Below are 24,428 nucleotides of genomic sequence, written 5' to 3'. Positions count from 1 at the left end.
CAAATGGTTACGGCATTGTAAAAAGGCACATAAAAACCAAATTATTAACAAATTAGTGTTTAAACCTAATTAAATGACGGCCCTCTGCCGAGTTAAATTTGGCGTTATCATAACTATCCAGATGATGATGTTCGATAAGACTGCGCAGGTTATCCACATAGGCTTGACCACGTACCGAGTAATCCACTAAAGCCCCAACTAACTCATATCCTGTAACGGACTTTCCCTGCACACGCAGCTGCTGACGTAACTGCCACAGCCCATGGTAGGCACGACTGGAGTTAAGATTATAAATATAAGCAGCGGTCCCCTGGTACAAGCTGTCGAAGGCGGCAACTTTGACATGACCACCTGGTGTGGTCAGGTATTTACCGCCACTTTGAGGTAGATGCTCCCCATAAAGCGCGTTCCCCTGTATTGCAAAGTGACCGGTACCCCAGCCGCTTTCATCTATCCCTTGAGCCAACACCATGCCCGTCGGGATCACATCGATATTTTGCAGAAGCAGCTTAATATCTACCGCCTTGCTCTTGCCACTTTTCACATCACGCTCTTTAAGGCCGTAGTCATTCGCCAACCCCTGTAGCCACACAGTCTCCTTCGCAGTCAAACTCTCCTCTGGCTTTACGCCATTGCGATGGCGAAGTACCGTAAAGCAATTTAAATGCACGAGAAAAGGCACTAACGTCTTTATATCCTAGCGCTTCACTGATTAAAGTAATGCTCATTTCACTTGCACTAAGATACCAACACGCCTTACGCCCACGTATGTTTGCTAATATCCCTTTAAAATTAATCTGTTGAGTTTTAAGCTGTCTCTGCAAGGTCCTTTTATTCATACCGAGTTTACGGGAGATATTGTCTAGAGAAGCATTTTCTGAACCAATATATTGGATCAACAGCCCCATAATTTGACGCTCAAGATTATTATAATCTGTCGCAGATACAGCGTTATCAATGTACTTCTCTAAAAACTCATTTCGATTTTGATCATCAAGATGCACAACTTGTTGTAAATATTTCTTATCAAATATTATCTGGTCATACTCTTGGTTAAACTGCACATCAACTTTAAATATCTTACGGTAAGCCTTCAGCTCAGACACGGGACTGTGAGATAACTCAACCCTTGTGGCTGTGAAACTCAGTCCAATGAAAAGCTGCAAAAATTTAAAACATACCCCCAATGACAACTCTTTTATCTGTTTAAGCGGCACAGTATTGGCCTCATACTCAAACCGAGTGATATAAACAAGATTATTAACCTCACTGAATACCCAATTCTCCGCTGGCGAATGTAGTGACATGTACCTTTGCACCGATAACATGACATCTTTAAGGGTTTTACAGCTTGCCATCAGTAGGCCTAATTGACCCAACATATCTATATTCTGGCCTTGAGATAAAGCTAAACCAAAACCTGGAACATTGAGTTTATTCGCGCTTAACTCCAGTAGCTGCTGCACTGCGAGAAAAGAGATAAGAGTTTCTTTACTATTTAACTCCTCAAAGGAGAGCCCCACCGCTTCAAGCAGTTCAGCTGGCTCACCATCATAGGATTTCACTAAGTCGCTAAACCCCTGTAACGCAGCGCTTCGTATCAAATATGTCTCATTCATATCTCCCTCCGTCCACTATCATGGAATCATAATCATTCACCTTTAAAGCGAGAATAGACTTAACCCATTGATAAAAAAAGAACCTAGCTTCCTAAAGCTGTGTCGTCAAATGACAAGAAAGCAGTTTAACTAACACGTAACCTAATAAAAGTTACCTGAAAAAAAAACTAAAAAGAAACACTAATAGGAGGATTAGGCAATGGCAGAATTTGACATAATCATTAAGAATGGCCTCTATTTCGATGGGACAGGCAAGCACGCCACTGTTAAAAACATCGGCATAAAGGCAGGGAAAATAACCCAAGTTTGTAATGAGCCGCTCAATGAAGACCATTGCGAAAAAGTCATAACCGCAGATAAGATGTGGGTGATGCCTGGGTTTATCGATACTCATACACACTATGACGCAGAGCTCATTGCCAGCCCAAGTTTATCTGAATCTGTGCGGCACGGTGTCACCACTGTGATGGTTGGCAGCTGCTCACTAAGTATGATCTGTAGTGAATATGAAGATGCCTCAGATATTTTTACTCGAGTCGAAACCGTTCCTCGAGAAAGAGTCTTGCCAATAATCAAACAACATAAAACCTGGAACACACCAAAACAGTGGGTAGATTTTGTCAAACAGCACCCATTAGGACCTAACGTTATCTCTATGTTAGGCCATAGCGACCTCAGAGCTGGTGTAATGGGGCTAATGCGCTCGACAGATGCAGATGCCACTCCCACTGAGAGCGAGATGCTACAGATGGAGGCTCTGCTTAAAGAGTCATTGGAGATTGGGTTCTTAGGCCTATCTACTATGCGCCTTAAGTGGGACAAAATAGACGGTGACCGAGCCTGGTCAAAAAGCTTGCCCAGCACTTATGCACGTTGGCGAGAGGTATCACGCTTAAATAAATTGGTCAGACAGTATGATCGCGTTCACCAAGGGGCACCTAACGCAGCCGCAATATTGCAGATAAACCAATATATGCGCGAGTGCATGGGTATTTTTAGAAAGCCGCTTAAAACGACCCTCATCAGTCGCATGGATCTTAAAGGCAGTGTCTACCTAAGTAAAATAACCAATTTAGCCGCAAGGGTAACCAACTTCTTCAAAGGTGATTTTCGCTGGCAGGTCTTGCCAACCCCTTTCACAGTTTATGCAGATGGCATAGATGTAGTCTTTTTTGAAGAATTTGGGGCAGGTGAGATGGCGTTAGATTTAAAAGATCAAATCAGCCGAAATGCACTCTTAAAAGATGAAAAATATCGTCGAGATTTTAGAAAGTTTTATGGAGAGAAACTCAGCCCTAGAGTCTGGCAACGAGACTTTGGCGACGCCATTATTTTAGACTGTCCTGATGCCAGTATTATTGGAAAAAACTTCTCTGATGTCGCTCAAAACCGTGATGTTCATGTGGTGGATCTGTTTCTAGATCTGGTGGTGGAATTCGGTACAAGCTTAAGGTGGTATACCACAGTAGCAAACCATCGAAAGCATATTTTAAAGCACATGGTGAAAGATGATAAATCACTTATCACCTTCAGCGATGCGGGAGCTCACATACGCAATATGGCTTTTTATAATTTGCCATTACGCATGCTAAAACTCGTTAAAGAGAGTATTGACGAAGGCCAGCCTATGATGAGTATGGAGAAAGCAGTATGGAAAATGACAGGCGATCAGGCTGATTGGTTTGGTATTGATGCTGGTAGAATTCAAATAGGCGATCGTGCAGATGTCACCATTATCAACCCACAGCATTTCAAGCAAAACCTAGAGGAGGTTTGCTGGCAAGAGATGGAAAACTTTAACTTACAGAGGTTAGTCAATCGAAACCCAGACTTAGTCAATACGGTGCTCATTAATGGCAAGTTGGCATTTGAAAATAACACTCTAGCGCCTGAATTAGGTATTGATAAAGGCTTTGGAACTTTTTTACCTGCTAAATAGATCAATCGGTTTATCGATCAATATTAGTAACCTAAATATGTGAGTTACCAACACAGTAATGCACTGCTAAGAGTAAAGAGGGTCCAATGCAAATAATCAAAAAGAATCTAATGACCACAGCGATAACAACTGCTTTAAGTAGCTGTGCCATACACGCTTATGCGGCTGATAAACCAAACATCCTCGTCATCATGGGCGATGACATAGGTTATTGGAATCTAAGTACTTATAACCAAGGCATGCTTGGTTATAGCACGCCAAATATTGACCGTATCGCCAAAGAGGGCGCTAAATTTACCTCTTATTATGCACAGCAAAGCTCTACGGCCGGGCGTTCAGCATTTATTACTGGACAGATGCCCATTAGAACAGGTCTGACAAAAGTAGGTTTTCCAGGAGCTAAACAAGGGATATCAAAACAAGATCCCACCATGGCGACCCTACTCAAAAATTTAGGCTACGCCACTGGGCAGTTCGGTAAAAATCACTTAGGGGATCTCAATGAGTACCTACCAACTAATCATGGTTTTGATGAATTCATGGGCAATTTGTACCACCTGAATTCAGAGGAGGAACCTGAACACTCCGACTATCCAAAAGATCCTAACTTCCTTAAACACTTCGCTCCCAGAGGCGTATTAAAGTCCACAGCTAAAAGTGTCGAAAAAGATAATCCTCAAGGAAACATTTCACCATCCCAAGGTGACGTAATCGATACAGGCCCCTTAACACGCAAACGTATGGAAACCATTGACAATGAATTTATGTCTGCAGCCAGTGATTTCATGGAACGACAGGTTCAGAGTGACACGCCTTTCTTTATATGGGTAAACCCGAGTCGCATGCATAACTTTACCCATGTTCCACCACAGTACAAAGGTAAAACAGGCTTAAATGAATATGCTGACGGAATGCTGCAACATGATGATCAAGTCGGCAAGCTATTAGATAAAGTTGAGAAGATGGGCATAGACGATAATACCATCATTATCTACACCACAGATAACGGCCCAATGCTCTCCACTTGGCCTGATGCAGGCATGGCACCATTTAGGGGTGAAAAGAACACAGGATGGGAGGGGGGATTTCGAGTGCCAACACTGATTAAATGGCCTGGACAGGTACAACCAGGCTCTGTGATCCGAGAAATGTTTGCTAGTGAAGATTGGTTACCCACCCTGCTAGCAGCCGCGGGAGAGACTGAAATTAAAAATAAACTTCTCAACGGCTACACCGTTAATGAACTTACTTATAAAGTTCACCTAGACGGTTTTGATCAACGAAAACTCATTATGGGTACAGGGCCCACAGCTCGACAAAATTTCTTCTACTGGAGTGACGATGGTGATCTACTCGCCATGCGATATGGTCGCTGGAAGTTACATTTCAACATTCAAGAAAGTAGTGGCATTGATGTTTGGCGAGATCCATTTACCAAGCTGAGAGCACCACTACTATTCGATATGGAAACAGATCCATTCGAGCGCGGTGATACTGGATTTGGTTATGATAAATGGTGGTATGAGCACTCCTTTATCATGATGCCAGCACTAGCAGAGATCGGCAAAATGAAAGCCACACTAGCCGCTTATCCTCCCCGGCAAAAACCAGCAAGCTTTGTAAAATAACATATTTCCTAGGTGGGACAAGCTTCAAATGTATTCAAAATTAGGCGGCAGTGTATGGTTCAATATTCAATGAAACAGAGTACCTATATGGACGCAGCTCCCCTGCTAAGTGCAGAGAAAGATCTCAACCCTCATCCCGCTTACGTTCGGCGTTTCCATGCGATGGCCAAACCAACGGGGTCAAGGTGCAACATAGATTGTCAGTACTGCTTCTATCTACACAAAAAGGACTTATTAGGCCAGCCTCAACAGAGTCACATGTCTGATGAAACACTTTCCCTTTTTATTCAAAATTATATAGATAGCCAAGATGGCGATGAGATCATATTTTCCTGGCAAGGTGGCGAGCCAACACTAATGGGGTTGGATTTCTTCAAGAAAGTGATCCAACTTCAACAAAGATACTGCCCACTTGGAGTAACCATAAAAAATGACTTACAAACCAATGGAGTATTACTCAACAAAGAGTGGGCTATTTTTCTAAAACAGCATGACTTTTTAGTCGGATTATCCATTGATGGCCCACAAGAGCTACACGATATGTATCGTGTTACTCGTAGTGGAAAACCCACCTTTGTATTAGTAATGGCTGCAGCGAGAATACTCAAAAAATACGGTGTTCAATTTAATGCCCTAGCGGTTATCAACCGTAAAAATGTGCTTTATCCGAAAGAGGTTTACCGATTTCTAACTCAAGAATTAGGCGCAACTTATATTCAATTTACCCCTTGTGTAGAAGGTAATAACTTCACTCAAACCGCACCACAATTTTGGAATGAACAGATGATTCCAATTATAGGAAGTGAGCTTTCAAAACCAGGTCATCCAATGTCAGTAGTTACAAGTTGGTCGGTAGATCCTGATGATTGGGGAAGATTTTTAATTTCGGTTTTCGATGAATGGGTCAATAACGATTTGGGTCGAGTATTGGTGAACTTGTTTGAAACTGCCGTCGCACAAACAATGGGGTTACCCGCTCAAATCTGCGTAATGGCAGAATTTTGTGGCAAAGGCATAGCTGTAGAGCATGATGGCAAAGTATATTCATGTGATCATTATGTCTATCCCGAATATGAGCTAGGGAATATCCATCAAAGCAGTTTAAATAACTTGGTATTTTCAACTCGCCAAGAAACCTTTGGTATGGCTAAGCGTGACAGCTTGCCAAATTATTGCAAATCGTGCCCCCATCTAAATTTATGCTGGGGAGAGTGCCCTAAAAACAGGTTAATTCGTACCCCTGATGGTGAGCTAGGTTTAAACTACCTATGCTCAGGGCTTAGTCAGTTCTTCGAACATGCAAAGCCCATTCTTAATGGTATTGCTGCCATATTAGAGAGAAAAGAGTAGTAAGATAGCTTAATTAAACTTAATACGTTTACGCCCAAGCTCAGGTGTTAGCTCAACGTTATCATAACTATCCAGCTGATGATGTTCGATTAGACTGCGTAGGTTATCCACATAGGCTTGACCACGTACCGAGTAATCCACTAAAGCCCCAACTAACTCATATCCTGTAACGGGCTTTCCCTGCAAGCGCAGCTGCTGACGTAACTGCCACAGCCCGTGGTAGGCGCGGCTAGAGTTAAGATTATAAATATAAGCAGCGGTCCCCTGGTACAAGCTGTCGAAGGCGGCAACTTTGACATGACCACCTGGTGTGGTCAGGTATTTGCCGCCACTTTGAGGTAGATGCTCCCCATAAAGCGCGTTCCCCTGTATTGCAAAGTGACTGGTGCCCCAGCCGCTTTCATCTATCCCTTGAGCCAACACCATGCCCGTCGGGATCACATCGATATGTTGCAGAAGCAGCTTAATATCTACCGCCTTGCTCTTGCCACTTTTCACATCACGCTCTTTAAGGCCGTAGTCATTCGCCAACCCCTGTAGCCACACTGTCTCCTTCGCAGTCAAACTCTCAGTAGGCCGTTTAGCCATCGACATAAGGCTTTGCCTGACTTTGAAGATCTGCTGATTGACCGCTAAGACGTTAGGCAACAACAAGCGCACAAAATCGTTAATCTTACTCTCAACAGGCTGCTGGTTAAGATCATCTGGAAGATTTATCACATACAGCTCAGGAGCCCTATTGTCTTGCCTAACTGTCTCAAGGTTATAACCTGATTGCGCAAACATCTTACTCAGCTGGGCCGCTCCCGAGAGAGTACTCTCCTCCTTAACGTCAGCATAAGGCTGTCCAATCCTCTCCGGCATCAGAGGAGCTCCAAATTCAGTTTCAAAAGTATGGCCAGAACTCGCTGCCATTACCTCTGTGGCAGCCACTACGCCAATGAACAACATAGCTTTTAGGGTACGAATAGGTGTCATAGGGATTAACTCCGCAGTCAACTAGCGAGCCAAATATTAAGTTTGACTCGACAAACTAAGCTAATAATTTTACCTCAAATAGATACATCACCAAGCACTATCATTTCGGTTCAATAAGCCATAGAACAATTCCACTGCTACACTCAATACTTAGGAAAAATTAACTTTTAATAACATACAAATAGAGCAGCCTAATCACTCTATTAAACAAAAGGATTTGTTTATGGCCATCGCTTGTGTCGCCACCCGTGCCAGCAAAGGCGTCGACGCTCCCTCCGTCACCGTTGAGGTTCACCTGAGTAACGGTCTTCCAGCATTCTCAAAAGATTGGCATTTATAACTATTAATTACTCAAGAGAAGTTTACAGATAACACTTCCATAAGTCGTTTTTGGTTTGTGCCTGTAGACTCTCGATGTAGTTAGTAGTGATGAAGGCGAGTTATCAAAACTTTGCAGCCCACGACAAACACAAGGTCTATAAACAATTGACCTACTACCTGCCTATCGAATGAACTCAATGCGGTCTTAAGTCGGACTCCCTAATGGCACACATCATTGCCTCGGGGATAAACAGCACTAACGGTGAAGATTATCCCACCATCAGCGGTAACGATGGCTCTGCTTGCGTTTTACCCACGCTCCGAAAGGTTCACGGGTTGCTGATAAGGAGTAGGTTCTTTGATTAATGATGTTGTCACTTCGCTCCTCAAGTCTACCGTACTTCACAGTAGGCTTTATGGATTCTATTGCCTGAATTTAGGAGTTGATTATGATTTGCCCATGCGGTGGTTTGACTAAAACTAATGTTTACCAGATTAAGACTATGAAAAGAGCAAGAAAATGGCTTAAACCGATAAAAAGAAAAGACTTACCGCTTAAAGTTGAGCAGCTGGTCTGTGAGTCTTGTGGACGTCAGCTGGTACGGATAGTAAACAACCAAAGTATCCGAGTATTTAGTCATTGATTTGGTTGTCGTCACAGTTATAGTGTCATCTATTCAGATATTATCTTAAAAAAAATAAGGCTTACTTGAGGATAAGATGGGTAGCATTGAAATAGAACTAGAGCCTGAAGTTAGCCACCTTTCTGCTGAGCAGATTGAAGAACTGTATCAAAAGTACCTATCTGGAGTTAAGAACTCAGAGCTAATTGAAGAGTTCTCCATAGAGACTAACCCCAATAAACTGATCAAACTGTTGCCACCTCTGTTACGTGATGACTGCCAATGTGATTACTGCGACCTCCCTATGCTGCAGAAGCGTAAAAGTAAGAGTGGTTACAGCAGCGCTCACCCAATCGAATGTTCAGCGTGCGGCCATGAGGTATACGAGAACAGTTACTCTAACCAGCAGTGCAGATGTAAGCAATGCGCACAAAAGCGGCTAGAGGCTAAAAGAGTAAAGGAGCTTGAAGACAGAGAGAAAATTGAAAGCCACTACTCTGTTGAATCTAAACAGCCTCTTCCATATTCATCTCTAAACTTTTTAGAAAAGCTCATACTGTTGACCTTATTTAGAGACCATACAGACGGTGAATTTGACTGTATTCTTTCATTAAATGACTCAGTACGAGTTGACCCTTTATGTCCCACTGAATCCATGACAAATGAATTCATAGCCCACCTTTATGAAGCAAAAGTCATCGTTGTTGACCCTAAGTCCCGTTTTAGTGCATTTAATGAGGAGGAGGATTTTGAGTCTTTTTACCCGCTCAGAGTGCAATGGATTTCCAATATTTCTATTGATGCAGGCACACGTGCCGACTTAAAAACTCTTCATCTGGCTATCTATAGAGACCTAAGAGAAAATGACAAGCAAAGCTGGGGAGAGGAGCTATACGGCCTCCTGTACCTAATCGCTACCGAAGAAGTTCTACAGTATCTTTACTATAAGGCTGATGAGTTAGACGTCCAATTCGGTGCAGATAAGAAAGCGCGTGAAGTCATCCAGGTTCTACTAGAGAACTTTTCGGTATCTCAAATCTATTACTTCGTTCGCAAGGCTGTTGATAACGCACATTTGTTTTATTCAAAAGGGTACTCCACAGGTAAAAAACATGCTGGAAATACTATCCCTAATAAGATGATGTCTCTAGGAGAAAGAGCATTGAAGGGAGAGTGGTCAATGTATCCTAGCAGTAGGGTATCTGCTTGTCCTCGAAGTGCGTTAAGTAAGGTTCTTTTTGACCTATTACTTGAAGATGAAGACGCTGGTTTTACAAAGTCACCAGAGCTGTACTGGATGGATGAATTGCACCCTCTATTCAACTCAAGCGAGGTTGGTGAGTTCAAGCCAAAGCCTGCAGATGAGCACGGTTTGGCTTGCTTAGAGTGCTCTTCCAAAGCTGTCAAAGCCGACATGAGCAATGACCGAGTCGCACTTATTTGCCACGACTGTGGGGCAGTACATGAGTTCAAAGCTCTGTGACCCCTCTATCGCTCTCAGCATTGAGCTCTCACCTCTTACAAGCTAGTGAAGCAATAAGCTCATTACTTATCTCCTTAAGTAGTATAGCTTTACTTAACTATTTCTCCGATTACCCATGCCTTACGACCTTTAGTGGAAATCGCTGTTCATTCAATGAGTACTCGATTTCAGGAGGGACACAGTAACATCTCTTTGACCGGCACTTTGTCTTTTCACAGCGATAGCGCAAGGTTAATTATTGCTCGCCCTATATCCTTAGTTAAGTAATGTTTAGAGGCCTCACCTTTTTTCGAGAAGCGTCAAGCCATTGATTAAAAAGATTTACCAACAGACAGAGTGTGTAATAGTAGGTTATTTAATAGTGGTTATAATTGACCGAAATTATGGTTGGTCGTCCCACTCAAGAGCAGAAGCTAGCTCTATTAAATTTTGATAATAGGCGATCTCAACATCTTCGAGTTTGTGCAGACTATGGTAAAAATCTAACCACGCATTTGAAGTATTTTCATCTTCATGTGAATCACTGTTAGCTGGATAAGTACATATCCGTTGAGCTAACTTCTCTTTAAGTGGTATATGTGCAGAAAGGCGACGCCCTATATTCCCACTGCTGTAATAACCGGATTCCACAGAGTTTAAATATATGCTGAAAATATCTTTCATATAATGCGACAAATTAGCTTTATACACAGCATCAGGGTACCGAGTTAGGCTTTCTTCAAGTTGAGAGTCGAAAGGCACATTAGAATCCACATTAAGCATGATAGCTCTATTTTTAAAGTCATAGTTCTCAGTTAAATATCTATTTAGCTTAACCTGATTACCTCTTGACCATTCGCTAAGTCCAAACTTATTAGATATTACTGCTTCATACACATCTTCATTCTTTTCTCTAAGGCTCATAAGTGCTGTCAACATCAATAAATCAACCTTACTGCCGCTTTTCATATGACCTAAAATAGCAATAATCCTGTCTGTTATCTGAATTATGGTTCTAGCTGGAAGACCAAAACATGAAATTACAGAATTGATATTACTAATATTATGCTCGTAACTCTCACACTCAGGCCATACAACAATATGTTTTTCTTTTAGGTATTTTCCTGAAAGTTTGTCACAATCACAGTGGGCATAAATCAGACTATCTATAGAAGGTTGTCTTAAAGTAAATCTACTATTAAAGAAGCGACTTAAATATGTTCTAGCATCAAACCCTTCTCCATAGATGGCTTTAACTGCATGCTGTAATTGTGCAGTATCTGTGGCGACGATAAAAACAACTCCTTCGATATCAAATATATGCTTAATAACTTCCAGCATTTCTACCGCATAACTAGGTCTACAGCGGTCTAACTCATCAATAAATACAAATGCTGGAAACTTTCTATGGTAATCATCTCTAGCCGTGTCCAATCCAACCACTGCTTCAACCCAGCCTTTTACATTAAGTTTTATGCTTTCAATCGCCTCAGATTTATCCTCATGCTGGCAAAGTAGTTCCTTAACCATTTGAGAAGCCGTTGCACTAATATCCACTTCGTTCGAATCAGTATCACCAGTAGTTTTTGGTGGCACGCCCTCAGTTTCACTATTCTTCCAAAGCTCAAGAGGATCGAATCCGCCATACCTTTTTACAAAAGCCCCTGCAATGCTAGGAGCAGCAGCTTTTAGCAGACCCAGTAGCTTTTTTGGCGCTTCAAAGGTACCCTCATCGACATCAGTTAATCTTGCTTGGCTCTTTAATTGGCTAATCATTGAAGATACAACAGTCATCAATGGGTCTTCTGAATAGTCTTGCTTCCAAGCATCCAAATAAACAACAGGGTGATGTTGTTTCAAATCTTCTGATAGTCTGCGAAGAAAGTACGTTTTTCCAGAACCCCATTCCGCATTGAGATTCAGAACATAGTTTTTCCGTTCTCCAGATGCTTCTTCGAACCCTTGGTTTGCAAGAAAGTCTGCAATGAAATCTGCATACTCCTGACGCTGTAGTTTATCTGCTGGCAAGGTTTCAAACTGACCATCACCCAAATCAATCTTCTTCGGCTCTGACCAATCAAGTTTAGCTTCCGACGTCATGTAAACCTCTATTCGATTAGTAACCCAATGTCTATGACAGAATACTACTAACTATTTATTTGGGCTAGAAAAAACAACTACTTAATCATTGCAATGAGTCAAAGTATCTACTTGGCAGTTAAACATTTTAAGTCCATAATCACCACCAACAGTTCTTAAAGCATTACTCTATGAAGTTACTCAAAGCATTGCCTCTAGCACTCTTCACCCTAGCCTTCCCTGCGCTAGCAGCTAGTACGGCCAACACCACTAACGACTCCTTCAACAAAGCAAAAAAGATGTTGGAGCGTGAGGTCTACCAAGACAATAGAGTTACAGCCTACTGTGGTGCAAAGTTCGGCTCAAAGAAGAACATCACTGCCCCTACAGGCTTACCCCCCCCCCCAAACATGTCAAACGTGCAAAGAAGGTTGAATGGGAACATGTCGTACTGGCTGAGAACTTTGGCAGAGCTTTCCCTAAGTGACGTGAAGGTCATGCTCAGTGCGTTAACAGCAAAAGTAAGTCATTCAATGGCCGTAAGTGCGCAGAGAAGATTAACAAAGAGTATCGATACATGCAGGCCGACATGTACAACCTATACCCCACGATAGGTGCAGAAAACGCCGTGAGAAGTAACTATAACTTCACAATGCTTCCACCTACCCCAGCCATGTTTGGTAGCTATGACATGCATATAGAGAGCTAGGAGGTGCAACCACTGACTCAGCCCGTGGCTGTATCACCAGAACCTATATTTACATGAAACTGACATTCCCTAAAGACAAGATGAGTAAGCAGCAGAGACAGCTTTAGACAAACAGTTTCCAGTGTCTAAGTGTGAGTGTGAGTGTGAGTGTAAGCGAGCTGAACGTATAGAGAAGTTGCAGGGGAATATTAACAAAGTAGTTGATTTAAGGTGCAGTAACTAATAAGTTCAGATGGTAAAAATAGTGCCGCAATTAAGGAATGAATGTGGAAGAGGGTGAGAAAGTTTCAGATATTCAGAAATTATGGGAGTTTTTCCTTAATCACTCTTTACTGGTTTTAACTACTTTTGGTCTCCTTGCGTCAACTATTGGTTATGCCACTCAATACACCCTTTTAAAGCAGTTTGGTGTCAACTTCGTAAACTATGCTGAACTTGACGACTTCCTTTTAGCTGCTTGGAAAGTCCCCGCTTCATCAATATATATTATTTTCATGTGTCTTATGGTGGGCTTTTTGTATAGCATAACCGTAGCATTCAAAAAGTCAGATGATGAGTTCTCAAAATTAAATCCAGAAAAAGCAAACCAAAAAAAGAATAAGCTTGGACGATATGGGATATTTTTCCTGAGTATATTAGGTATTACTTTTATTTTTATTCTAGCTTATAGCATTTTTAAAATGACTATCGATTCACAATTGAGAGTCATCCAAGGTCAAACATCTGTTGCCATCGTACATCTTCGTTCTGGTGGCTGCATCCCTTATAAACAGGACACTTCATTAAGCCTAATATCTGCAACAAGTAAATTTATGTTCTTTTATCAACAAAGTGATATCAGCGGTAAAATCAAGACGATAGCTATCCCTATAGCGAGTATATCTAACGTCGAATATATGAATAACCCTAAAGCGATGCTCAATCCTGAACCATTAACAGATAACGCAGAATAAGAAGGTGACTTTATGGAATTCATAAAGACAATTTCTGACACATTTCAGTCATTAGCTCAGAACTTTAATGACAGAATTAAGAGTCCAATCGGAGGTGCTTTCTTCTTCTCATGGATCATCTTCAACTGGAAACTGGTCTACTACATCCTGATGCAGACTGAGAGTCCCTCTAAGAAAATAGCGTATGTTGAAACTCATTTTTTAGACATCTGGCCACTCCTCATTTCTCCAGCTTTAGCCTCTATAGCATACGTGATCTTTTACCCCGTAATTTATAACGGTTCGAACCTTATATGGACGTTTATTGATAAGAACTTAAAAACAAAGGTTGCAGTTGCAATCGAGAAAAAGGTTCTGCTTACTACAGAAGATAGCCAGCAGCTATATAATTTAATACGTGAGCAAAAAACTCGACATGAAGAAGAGGTTAAGAAACTTAGAGGGCAAATAGAGGCCTTATCTAAGATAACTCCCTCACCTCAACAAATAGAACCCTCCTTTATCGAGACCGTAGACACTCATCTAAAACCCACAGATAATGCTGTAGGTAGACATAATAAACAAACTGAGCTTCCCATAAACCAGCATGATTACGATGCTGAGATCAAAGCTAAATTAACAACAGAAAAGGGCAAAAAAGGGTTAACTGCATTAATAATGGAAATGATAGATACCAATGCAAACTCTTCGGCTAACAGTGCAAACCTTTCCATGTATCATCTAATTATTCGAACAATATTCAAATCAGAACCAAACGGTCTCTCAACTCAAGAGATAGTGCAGCGGGTCAAAAATATTGATTACGTCGATGTTGAGACACTAATCAGTGACTTAGAAAACTACAAAATGGTTGTTATGGATACAAATACAAGAGAGTACACTTTAACAAACAGAACCATTAATAAAATTTACTCCATGCTAGACCAATTTTAGAATATTGCTACCAACTATTTAACTCGAGATACTTTAATTTTCAACTTTTGTCGAGTTTTAAAGGCATACAGATATTTACTGAATTACCCTTTCAGTGTTTTAATACACCCTCAATAGTGCCTCAGTCCGTAGAATCTCCCCCCTCCCTTAAAAAGACTATTACATCTCAACCTCCTTTCACGACAAACCTGTCGAGTAATACACGGTAAAACCTCTCAATTCGCTTGCAGGTAAGATAGACCCCATTGGAAGTTACCTAAGTGAGATTAGTTTAATCACGTGATTGAGGCATGGAGGCCGAGATAGTCTCAGGTGAGCCATGGATGGCAAATATGAGGCGATAGAGATTTAGCTCAATTGAAATTGGGCCCGAACTCAATGCATGTAACTTCGCTGGGACGTCATGGTGGTTCCAAGGAGGATGAGGACGAGTAGTCCTCTTTGGTCGGGTGTGGGTTGAAGACCCACGACGTTAATGACCGTCAGGCCATAAAGTGTGGACGAGACGTCTACGACTTTTCTCCAAACGGAGTTTAGAAGAATCCTTCAATTTCGACAACACCAGTCGAAATACTCAATCCCCTGCTACACTTTAAATTTGAAACCTTATTAAAAATAACTTTAATAACATCGCATTGCGATATAAATAGAGATGCGTAGCAGATCTATTAAACAAAAGGATTTGTTTATGGCCATCGCTTGTGTCGCCACCCGTGCCAGCAAAGGCGTGGACGCTCCCTCCGTCACCGTTGAGGTTCACCTGAGTAACGGCCTTCCAGCATTCAATCTAGTAGGTTTGCCTGAAACCTCTGTCAAAGAGGCCAAAGAGCGGGTGCGCAGCGCCATTATTAATGCTGGCTTTGAGTTTCCCATGCGCAGGATCACAGTCAACCTTGCCCCAGCCGATCTTCCTAAGCAGGGAGGTCGCTATGATCTTCCGATAGCCATCGGGATCTTGGTCGCTTCGAAGCAGATCCCTGAAAAAGCAATTAAGGATCATGAATTCGTCGGAGAGCTTGCCCTCTCTGGACACATAAGACAAAGCCAGGGCTTACTGCCTGTTATTGTCGAGGCGCGTCAGCAAGGGATCAACTTAGTGCTACCACTAGAAAACCGAGCCGATGCTGAACTTGTGGGTTATAACAGGGTATATTTTGCCTCCCACCTGCAAGGATTAAGCGAATATCTTCATGGTCAGTCTCGACTCCCTGGTATCGAATCAGGGCTTGAATGGATTGAACATGAGAAAGAGGAGAGTCAGAGCTGTTTTAGCGAGGTGATTGGTCAATACCATGCAAAACATGGGTTAGAGATAGCCGCAGCTGGCAACCATAACATTCTGCTACTTGGCCCACCAGGTACAGGGAAGAGTATGCTTGCCAGCCGTATGATGCAACTGTTACCCCCTCTTGGCTATGATGAAGCCTTGGAGGTCGCAACACTGCACTCTGTTGCCGGACATCAGATCCACCCTAATGCGTTTTACACCCGCCCCTTTCGAAACCCACACCATACCAGCTCAGCCATCTCACTCGTGGGTGGAGGCAGCGTTCCTAGGCCTGGCGAGATCTCATTAGCCCACCGAGGGGTGCTCTTCCTAGACGAAGTGGTTGAGTTCCCGCGCAAGGTGCTCGATTGTTTGCGAGAACCTATGGAGACTGGTGAGGTAGTGATCTCCCGTGCAGCCGCTAAACTTACTTTTTCCAGCCGCTTCCAGCTAATCGCCGCCATGAATCCCAGCCCTTGTGGCGACTTGGATAATGCCAGAGCGACACCAGATCAGATCCAGAGATATTTATCTCGCTTATCTGGCCCCTTTCTCGATAGGTTTGATCTCACCATTGAGGTTCCCAGACTTCCTGCTGGCGCCCTCACCCAAGAGAACAAGAATGCAGAGACCAGTTCAACCATTGCACAAAGAGTAAAACTTGCTAGAGAGCGACAACTCAACCGAGCAGGGGTGCTCAATAGTGAATTAAGCGGTAAACAGCTCAAAGATCTGGGAAGATTTAAGCAAGCAGATCTACTTTTTTTAGAGCAAAGTGTGAATAAATTAAACCTATCGATACGCAGCTTTCATCGACTTCAGCGGGTATCTCGCACCATTGCAGATCTGCAACAAAGTGAAAACGTAGAGCGAAATCATATCGCCCAGGCATTGGGTTATCGGGCTATGGATAGATTGTTAAATAGTCTTAAAACTAGCTATTAATATAAGGTATTTTATCCCTTTAAAAATATGAAAATTTCACCAATCCGACACATCAACATTGAGCAAAAGCCCTACTGAGAGTAGTATAAGTCTCCAATTTGTATCGGGGGATGTTAAGTGGGTGGAATTTTGTCTTTAATCAGGGGCTCTTTGGCTTTTGTCTGTTGGGTCGTCAATACGCTGTTTTGGGTACTCCCCATCGTCCTCTTAAGCCCGATTAAATTAATTCCCATTCCGGCACTTAGAACTGCAATATCCTCTCTGCTTGATAACTGTGCAACCGCTTGGATCTCGATCAATGGTGTCATTGAACGTATTTTTCACCCGGTAAAAATTGACCTACACAGTAATGCAGAGTTAACTCCAAAAGAGTGGTATATGGTCATTGCCAACCACCAATCTTGGGTCGATATTTTAATCTTACAGCGAGTGCTTAACCGTAAAATTCCTTTTTTAAAGTTCTTTCTTAAAAAGGAGCTTATCTTTGTGCCCTTTTTAGGGCTAGCTTGGTGGGCATTAGACTTCCCATTTATGCGCCGTTATAGCACGGCTCAACTCAGGAGGAACCCTAAACTTAAGGGTAAAGATATTGAGATCACGCGTAGAGCGTGCGCCAAATTTAAAAGCAAACCTGTAAGCGTGATGAATTTTGTTGAGGGAACCCGGTTTAAAGCGGAGAAACATCAACAGCAAAACTCTCAATTTAAACACCTACTAAAACCCAAAGCCGGTGGTCTTGCCTTTGCGTTGTCAGCAATGGGCGAGCATATAAATAAACTGGTAAACGTCTCTATCTATTATCCAGAGAAGGTACCAAGTTACTGGGAGTATATTAGCGGCCAAGTAAAAGAGGTTCGCGTGCATATTACAGTCACCGAGATCCCTGATGAGATGCGTGGGGATTATATGAAAGATCGAGATTTTAAGATCGCATTCCAAGAGCAGCTGAACCTAATTTGGCAAGAGAAAGACCAGATGCTGGATCTATTAGCGCAAGACAACCAAGTGAAACAGAAGGTGTAACTGTACGATGCTAAATTTTTTACCCGCTTCATTGCTGTACCTGATGAGTTCACTGCTTTTAGTCATTAATACCACGGTATGGGCAGGATTAATTAGCATAGGTGGCATCATCAAACTGTTTGTGCCTTTCACTGCTGGTCGCAATCTTCTTACTAAGATAATGAACCGGTTCATGTGGGCTTGGGCGACTTGCAATGGCGGCATCCTCTATCTCCTTGCTGATATAGAGTGGGATATTCAGGGGTTAGAAAATTTAGATAAAAATAGCTGGTACCTGCTTATCAGTAACCACCTAAGTGGCTTCGATATCGCCGTGCAGACCTATGTGCTGCGTAACAATATCCCTATGCTCAAGTTTTTCCTTAAGCGTGAGCTGATGTTTGTTCCATTCTTAGGTTTAGGATGTTGGGCACTGGATATGCCTTTTATGAGCCGCACCAGCCCAGCGAAACTAAAAAAGAACCCCAAGCTTAAAGGGAAAGATCTTATCTCTACCCGCCGCGCCTGCGAAAAGTTTAAAACCATGCCTACCTCTATCATTAACTATGTTGAGGGCAGTCGTTTTACCGAGGAGAAGCGAGTCCGTCAGGACTCTCCCTACCGTTATCTATTAAGGCCTAAGGCGGGTGGTATCGCCTTTACTCTCTCAGCTATGGGAGAGCAGTTTACTCACCTTCTCAACTGTACCTTAGTCTATCCGGAAGCTCAGTCAGACCCACTCTCTGAGGTGATGCATGGAAAAATTAAGAAGATCATCGTCAAAATTGAGGTATTACCAGTCCCGCAAGTTGACAATAAACGTTACTTTTCTGAAGCCCCTTATCGCGTCGAATTCCAGCGTTGGTTAAACCAATTATGGGAAGAGAAAGATGAGCAGATCCATCAAGTGATGCTAGAGCACGGTGTTGCCAAAGAGGATAAGCCTGAGTAATTAAGGTTTACATCTCTTACACTAATTAGCCTAAGGTATTGAAGCAAACATCTGGTTTCAATACCTTGTAAAACTCTTTCGATAAGCAGTAAGCCCTCTATTTATAAAGATAAATCATCAATTTCCCTCTGTTTTTACCCCCACACACGAACACTTAACTTGATTAAACACTAGACATGTTATCGATATGTTATTAGTCTTTAGCCTGTTAAAAAATATAAAAATAATAATTATGATAAAAAGTTCGTTTAAGGGTAGATCCATACGCAAAGCTATAACGATTAGTGGTTTATCACTCGTCCTTTGTGGTTGCGCGAATTTAGTACACACACAAAAAGACACTCAATCAAATATAGATGTGACTGAGCTAGGGCTGTATTGGGTAGTTAAAGATGGCGTATTAGATTGGTCAGTTTTTTCTGACGATGAGGTGCAACACTCTTTCACTGCGCAATTCACGATTAATCCAGAAGGTAAAATTGAAGCACTCAAATTGAGTGAAAATCAGGCTGGATTTAACCCAAGTGAAAGCCAAATTGCTGAGTTTCCTAAGCAAGAGTTCAATGCAACGACAGCTAACTATGAAAAGCAAGCTGTGACAGTTTCTATGTTCATTGGGCAAGACTAGCTAGTACTAAACAATATAAAAACATAGTAAAAAGGCGCCATAGGCGCCTTTTTTATACCTAGAAGATAGGTATAAATTTAAACAGTGCGCGCTACGTGCTGCATCCAGCCATCAGGACCTTGAACTTTGCCTTTCTGAATATCCGTCAACACCTGGTATAGACGTCGAGTATGCTCACCAACTTGACCGTCGCCCACTGTTACTACCCTATTATCTTCAAAGATATAGGAACCTACTGGCGACACAACAGCAGCAGTACCAAAACCACCCGCTTCAATAATTTCACCGGACTCAATATCACTAATGAACTTATCCAACATCACCGTCTCTTGACGCACTTCGCAACCTAAAATATCCCCAAGCTCCAAGATGGACTGTGAGGTAATAGATTTAAGAATAGTGTCAGTAAAACTTGGAATGATCACTGTGCCGTCTTTTAAGATATGGAAGTGATTCATCGCACCCACCTCCTCTATCTGCTTGTTGGTAGCATCTAGGTATAGTACCTGAGCCGCACCATATTCAGCAGCAGCTTTACCCGCCTTCAGTGATGCAGCATAGTTACCCGCCGCTTTAGATGCCCCCGTTCCACCGGAAACCGCACGATGGAAACGCTCACTAATAAGCAAACGAATCGCTTTATCGAAACCATCAGCATAATAGGGGCCACTCGGGCTCAACATCACACAGAAGGTATAGGCTTGGCTTGGACTCACAGAGAGCCTATCTTCGGTCGCAAAGATAAAAGGTCTGATATAGAGGCAAGCTCCCTCTTGCATCGGGAACCAGAGTCTATCAACATCGATTAGGGCATTAATGCCTGCAAGCTGCATTGACTCAGGTAAACTCGGAATACATAAGATATCGGCAGAGCGATTAAGCCTCTCGGCATTCTTATTTAAACGGAAGGTGTAGATCTCACCATCATCATGTTGAAAAGCCTTAGCACCTTCAAACACTGACTGGCCATAATGTAGGGCGATTGCACCAGGTGCAACTTCAAAAGGCCCGTAGGGAACAACCCTTGGATCACACCACTCCCCGTCGCGATAATCCATTAAAAACATATGATCGGTTCTGAGGTTGCCGAAGCCAACATTGGTTTCGGGCTCGAACTGCTCAGTACGGCGCTCTAACGCAGGTTTTAAGTTATAATTTATTTGCATTGCATACCACCTTAATTACTGACTGAGCAGCCTATCAGTGGTCATAATAAAGTCAAGTAAAACGGGGACTAGCCACAATATCTTCAAAAATGAAACTGTAAACTCGGTTAACACTTCTCAGCCCTTAGCTATCAAGTTCCTATTGAGCAAAACCTCCTTCCAACTCCTTCTCTGAAACCGTGATAAGAGCATAAAACAGGATGAGCACACTAAAAACAAACAAAAATACAACAATAAAGATCGGTGATCACCCCAAAAACCAACAGCTGAATCAAGAAGCATTTATCAAATGATACAATAACTTATAGCAACTCCCTGTTCAGTTATCATTCAGCAAATCCCCCCTACTATGACCTCAACGAAACGGATTCAATTACTATTCAGAGAGTGAGAACATATTATGAAAAAGCAATCTTTAGCATTAGCAGCCCTTTTAGCTACCGCCATGTCAGCTCCTACAATGGCAGCAGATTGGTTTGTCGGTGGCGCCGTCGGCGCACAGAAAAACGTTTACAAATCTTCATCTACAGCAGCAGACAGTGTAGACCCAGGATTTAACGCTCAAGCCGACTACTGGAAAAATAATGACACAAATGCAATATACGAAGTACGAGCTGGTGCTTATTTAAATGACAACAATCGTGTATACGGTACTTACTCTTACAACTCAGATGATTACACTAAACAACAAAGCGTATTGATGTCATATGATTATTTAGTAGGCTTAGGTGAATCCAACAAACTAAACTGGTTCATTGGTGCTACAGCAGGCGTTAATCACACAAGTCCTAGCACAGATCATATCGGTTCAAGCAATAATTTCGTTTGGGGCGGCCAGACTGGTCTCATGTACAAGATCAATGACAATCTAAGCACTGAAATAGGTTACCGCTACCTAAGACAAGATGTGAATGAAACAAACCAATTCAGCATCTCTAACGGTGTGGAAGCAGTGACAAACGTTACAGTTAACAACTCTCTCAATGACAGCCAGCAGGTGTACTTAGGCCTAGATTACCGCTTCTAAGCTGATTTTTAGCAACAAAGCCCCGTCAGGGGCTTTTTGCGTTTATGAGCAAAAAAGATAAACAGTTAACCTAGCGCTGGCTCAAAAAGCAGCAAACAAGATCAAGAGCGACACAAAACCAACAAACGCAAAACATTGGTAACACGCTGTTTATAATTAATTAGTGTGGAATTCCGTACGGTTATACCATTCAGTTATCATTCAGCTAGCCCCCTCTACTATGCCCTCAACGAAACAACTCCTGAAACGATTTCAAAGTGAGAACGATTATGAAAAAACAATCTTTAGCAGTCGCAGCCGTTTTGGCAACAGCAATTTCAGCGCCAAGCATGGCAGCTGACTGGTTCGTCGGTGGCGCAGTTGGTTATCAGCAAGACACCTATAAGATAAAAGAGACTGAAAATGGGGCAACGGAATCAGATAAAGCTAAAGAGAAAGATATGAGTTACCAGCTACGTGTTGGTACTTACCTCAATGACAACAATCGAGTCTATGGTACTTACTCATACAACTCTGACGATTTTGCAAAGCAGCAGAGCTTCCTAGCATCATATGATTACCTTGTTCCTTTGGGGGCAGGTAAAAAGCTTAATTGGTTTGTTGGTGCAACAGCAGGTATGAACCACACTAGCCCTGATTTTGATGAGTTGAGCTCAAAAAATACTTTTGTTTGGGGTGGTCAAACCGGTCTTATGTATAAGATCAATGACAAACTTAGTACTGAGATCGGCTACCGCTACTTAAAGCAAGACTACGATGTCTCAGCGTCTGATACAGATTACTCAGCTAAGTTCTCACTCAACGATACTCAGCAGGTTTATCTAGGTGTTGATTACCGCTTCTAAGCTGATTGTTAGCAAAGCCCCATTAGGGGCTTTTTTATGGGTAGAACACTACTTAGCTGATAACCAATCTCCCACGGCTTGAATCGCTTTTCCCTCTTGCTCTACCCAAGCTACCAGAGCCAAACTCTCTGGACTGCCTTTTTGCATATTAAAATTCGCAACATCACCAGAAAAAAGCAGTTCATCTCCACCAGCTGTAAGGCCGCTAGGTTCAAAAATCTGATGTTCTAGCACGGTAAAATTATGCAACAAACGAACGTTACGATTCTCCCCCTTTCTAACGTACGTGTTCAACCCTATACCTACCAACGCCATATGTAACTTTAGCGAGTCACTTTTTACCTTCTTAGCAGCCAAAAAGCTCGCCTTAAGTTTTTTATCGTTAACAGCCACCTTCAACACCCCGACCTCCTGCTCCTGTCGATTAAAACCAAGCAACAGATCCCGAGCAAACCAGCCTCGCCACTCTTCACCATTAATGACAAATTGCGGTGTATAAACCTGCCCAGTATTTTTAGCATTGAGATGATCATATTGGCGCTGACTAAACCCACGCTGACCAAAGGGGTCTTTCCAACCAATGTAATCCCAATAGGTAACATGGAAAGCCAGAGGAAAATACTCTTGCCACAGGGTATCACGCTCAACAAACCCAGAAAGCCAGCTTTCAGCAGGTGGGCAACTACTGCAACCTTGAGAAGTATAGAGCTCGATAATATATGGCTGAGTCGTTTTGCTCTGTTTTTTAAAATCAACCAAGCTCTGCTCCCCATAGGAGTCCCAACTAAAAATTATGAGTAAAAAAACTAAAAAACGCATCATAGACCTCCCCTCTTTAATCAAGAGACCTACAAAAGAGCATCAAACATTCAAATCTGGAATAATAGAAGCGAAAGCTAGCGAAAAAAAACAGTAAAAATGATGGGAATAATAGGGAGATAAAGAGAGGAATACTAACGACTTAATAACAATTATAAAAATAATGAAATCTCAGCTAAATTATCGAATTTTTTTTGCCTACTCAGCATAATTAACTGTTCACTACTGTACTTGCACTGATAGAATCAGAGTTACCATCCAGAAACTATTAGGACTCCCATGAGCCTTGAATTACTGTCCAAACTGGAGACAAAAATCCAGACAGCACTTGAAACAATTGAGCTACTAAAAATGGAGCTTGAGGAAGAGAAACAAAAGAGTATTGGTCTGGCAGAGCAAAACCAACAACTGAGTCAAGATCTCAACTCTTGGAACGAGAAAGTCACCGGACTCGTTGGCTTGCTCAACGAAGAAGTGAACTAAATAAGTTCAGTATTGTACGAATGCGAAGATCTAAGCTATCTTCGCTTCGCTACTTTGAGCCTCAATGAGATCATTAAGCTCAATCACAGCTTGCTTTACCTCAGGTAAGCTTTTTCTAGGAAGTAAAAACCTCCCCTTGTCGAACTCTAATCGACCTAGGTCCTTCACCCAGATCACCCCAGACAAAAATATACGTGCATGCTTAACGATAAGCTTTGGTGCATAGACAGGAAAAACTCTCACTTAGGCCTCCTATTACCGCTTTTATTCTTAATTAATTATGGATAATACTTCAGTATTTGACAGGTGTTTTACCATGAGAGTTGCATTAAAAAATGTTTATAATTGTAAATATTTGAAACCAATCGTATAAAAGTTAAAAAAGTTTTTGTCTATCAGACTTATAGCTAGTCAAACAAATAACATTGACACTTGCCAACAAATTGACAGCCTGTTAAGTTAGTCTTGTTACTCAGGGTAAAACTGAGCCTCATGGCTCAATAGCCGTATTTCTTGCGACCAGGAAATACGGTTTTTTTTGCTTTTTATTTTCAATAAAGCCTTTCTCCAAATTCCATACCCCCTCATGTTAATCCCTTAGTCCAGCCTTTATTCGTTCATCTCTATGACGCAGTGGAAGTCGAAGGAACCATTTCTGGTGTACTGCAATCAGGGATAAGTGCTCTGACTATCACGGTCT

At 42.1% G+C, this 24,428-nt stretch carries 21 protein-coding genes and 1 pseudogene; 15 read left to right on the top strand and 7 right to left on the bottom strand.

All coding sequences use genetic code 11. The annotated features are described in order from the left end of the window. Positions 1–52: 52 nt before the first annotated feature. On the bottom strand, positions 53–610 hold the full coding sequence (locus SWOO_RS02175) for a glucosaminidase domain-containing protein (protein WP_229377283.1): 558 nt from the start codon (positions 608–610) through the stop codon (positions 53–55). Beyond that, positions 567–1,619 carry an AraC family transcriptional regulator gene (locus SWOO_RS25740; RefSeq protein ID WP_012323068.1) on the bottom strand — a complete coding sequence of 351 codons (1,053 nt, stop codon included), beginning with the start codon at positions 1,617–1,619 and terminating at the stop codon, positions 567–569. The genes SWOO_RS02175 and SWOO_RS25740 overlap by 44 nt, the downstream gene beginning before the upstream one ends. A 199-nt stretch (positions 1,620–1,818) precedes the next feature. Between SWOO_RS25740 and SWOO_RS02170 the strand changes: the two genes are divergently transcribed. The 3 genes from SWOO_RS02170 to SWOO_RS02160 all read left to right on the top strand — a co-directional run bounded on the left by SWOO_RS02170 (position 1,819) and on the right by SWOO_RS02160 (position 6,536). Continuing rightward, entirely contained in the window at positions 1,819–3,558 is a 1,740-nt protein-coding gene (locus SWOO_RS02170) for an N-acyl-D-amino-acid deacylase family protein (RefSeq protein ID WP_012323067.1), read from the top strand. Positions 3,559–3,644: 86 nt separating this feature from the next. Next, positions 3,645–5,186 carry an arylsulfatase gene (locus tag SWOO_RS02165; RefSeq protein WP_012323066.1) on the top strand — a complete coding sequence of 514 codons (1,542 nt, stop codon included), beginning with the start codon at positions 3,645–3,647 and terminating at the stop codon, positions 5,184–5,186. Between the two features lie 54 nt (positions 5,187–5,240). After that, positions 5,241–6,536, top strand: a complete 1,296-nt coding sequence (locus tag SWOO_RS02160; protein WP_012323065.1) for an anaerobic sulfatase maturase — start codon at positions 5,241–5,243, stop codon at positions 6,534–6,536. A 9-nt stretch (positions 6,537–6,545) separates the two neighbouring features. Here SWOO_RS02160 and SWOO_RS02155 read toward each other — a convergent pair whose 3' ends face one another. Then, positions 6,546–7,514, bottom strand: a complete 969-nt coding sequence (locus SWOO_RS02155) for a glucosaminidase domain-containing protein (RefSeq protein ID WP_012323064.1) — start codon at positions 7,512–7,514, stop codon at positions 6,546–6,548. A gap of 223 nt (positions 7,515–7,737) precedes the next feature. Between SWOO_RS02155 and SWOO_RS02150 the strand changes: the two are divergent. Continuing rightward, a pseudogene (locus SWOO_RS02150) lies at positions 7,738–7,836 on the top strand (magnesium chelatase); the annotation flags it as partial. 719 nt (positions 7,837–8,555) lie between these two features. Continuing rightward, positions 8,556–9,941 carry a hypothetical protein gene (locus SWOO_RS02140; RefSeq protein WP_012323062.1) on the top strand — a complete coding sequence of 462 codons (1,386 nt, stop codon included), beginning with the start codon at positions 8,556–8,558 and terminating at the stop codon, positions 9,939–9,941. Positions 9,942–10,322: 381 nt separating this feature from the next. Here SWOO_RS02140 and SWOO_RS02135 read toward each other — a convergent pair whose 3' ends face one another. Beyond that, positions 10,323–12,020, bottom strand: a complete 1,698-nt coding sequence (locus tag SWOO_RS02135; RefSeq protein WP_012323061.1) for a KAP family P-loop NTPase fold protein — start codon at positions 12,018–12,020, stop codon at positions 10,323–10,325. Between the two features lie 556 nt (positions 12,021–12,576). Here SWOO_RS02135 and SWOO_RS26490 point away from each other — a divergent pair. From SWOO_RS26490 to SWOO_RS25735, 7 genes are all read left to right on the top strand, one after another. Beyond that, positions 12,577–12,708, top strand: a complete 132-nt coding sequence (locus tag SWOO_RS26490; RefSeq protein ID WP_407636065.1) for a hypothetical protein — start codon at positions 12,577–12,579, stop codon at positions 12,706–12,708. 266 nt (positions 12,709–12,974) lie between these two features. Beyond that, a complete protein-coding gene (locus SWOO_RS02125; protein ID WP_041417464.1) occupies positions 12,975–13,661 on the top strand; it encodes a hypothetical protein in 687 nt (228 codons plus the stop codon). Positions 13,662–13,673: 12 nt separating this feature from the next. After that, entirely contained in the window at positions 13,674–14,594 is a 921-nt protein-coding gene (locus SWOO_RS02120) for a hypothetical protein (RefSeq protein ID WP_012323059.1), read from the top strand. Between the two features lie 688 nt (positions 14,595–15,282). Continuing rightward, a complete protein-coding gene (locus SWOO_RS02115) occupies positions 15,283–16,806 on the top strand; it encodes a YifB family Mg chelatase-like AAA ATPase (protein ID WP_012323058.1) in 1,524 nt (507 codons plus the stop codon). Between the two features lie 117 nt (positions 16,807–16,923). Next, on the top strand, positions 16,924–17,829 hold the full coding sequence (locus tag SWOO_RS02110; RefSeq protein WP_012323057.1) for an acyltransferase: 906 nt from the start codon (positions 16,924–16,926) through the stop codon (positions 17,827–17,829). 7 nt (positions 17,830–17,836) lie between these two features. Beyond that, positions 17,837–18,760: an acyltransferase gene (locus SWOO_RS02105; protein WP_012323056.1), complete on the top strand. Its 924-nt coding sequence runs from the start codon at positions 17,837–17,839 to the stop codon at positions 18,758–18,760. 187 nt (positions 18,761–18,947) lie between these two features. Continuing rightward, positions 18,948–19,388, top strand: coding sequence for a hypothetical protein (locus tag SWOO_RS25735; RefSeq protein ID WP_012323055.1), 441 nt, complete (start codon positions 18,948–18,950; stop codon positions 19,386–19,388). Positions 19,389–19,465: 77 nt separating this feature from the next. Here SWOO_RS25735 and SWOO_RS02095 read toward each other — a convergent pair whose 3' ends face one another. Further along, a complete protein-coding gene (locus SWOO_RS02095) occupies positions 19,466–20,554 on the bottom strand; it encodes a branched-chain amino acid aminotransferase (RefSeq protein ID WP_012323054.1) in 1,089 nt (362 codons plus the stop codon). A 400-nt stretch (positions 20,555–20,954) separates the two neighbouring features. On the opposite strand from SWOO_RS02095, the gene SWOO_RS02090 reads away from it, so the two are divergent. Beyond that, entirely contained in the window at positions 20,955–21,581 is a 627-nt protein-coding gene (locus SWOO_RS02090; RefSeq protein ID WP_012323053.1) for an outer membrane beta-barrel protein, read from the top strand. Positions 21,582–21,850: 269 nt separating this feature from the next. Then, complete coding sequence (locus tag SWOO_RS02085) at positions 21,851–22,426, top strand: outer membrane beta-barrel protein (RefSeq protein ID WP_012323052.1); 576 nt, start codon at positions 21,851–21,853, stop codon at positions 22,424–22,426. A 48-nt stretch (positions 22,427–22,474) separates the two neighbouring features. On the opposite strand, the gene SWOO_RS02080 is transcribed toward SWOO_RS02085, so the two are convergent. After that, positions 22,475–23,248, bottom strand: coding sequence for a DUF1223 domain-containing protein (locus SWOO_RS02080; protein WP_229377282.1), 774 nt, complete (start codon positions 23,246–23,248; stop codon positions 22,475–22,477). Between the two features lie 276 nt (positions 23,249–23,524). Here SWOO_RS02080 and SWOO_RS02075 point away from each other — a divergent pair, with 276 nt between their 5' ends. Beyond that, complete coding sequence (locus SWOO_RS02075; protein ID WP_012323050.1) at positions 23,525–23,728, top strand: cell division protein ZapB; 204 nt, start codon at positions 23,525–23,527, stop codon at positions 23,726–23,728. A gap of 30 nt (positions 23,729–23,758) precedes the next feature. On the opposite strand, the gene SWOO_RS02070 is transcribed toward SWOO_RS02075, so the two are convergent. Beyond that, positions 23,759–23,971, bottom strand: coding sequence for a DUF1107 domain-containing protein (locus SWOO_RS02070; protein WP_012323049.1), 213 nt, complete (start codon positions 23,969–23,971; stop codon positions 23,759–23,761). Positions 23,972–24,428 lie beyond the last annotated feature (457 nt).

The sequence above is a fragment of the Shewanella woodyi ATCC 51908 genome, assembly GCF_000019525.1.
Classification (GTDB): Bacteria; Pseudomonadota; Gammaproteobacteria; order Enterobacterales; family Shewanellaceae; genus Shewanella; species Shewanella woodyi.
This window is presented reverse-complemented; position numbering and strand designations above follow the sequence as displayed.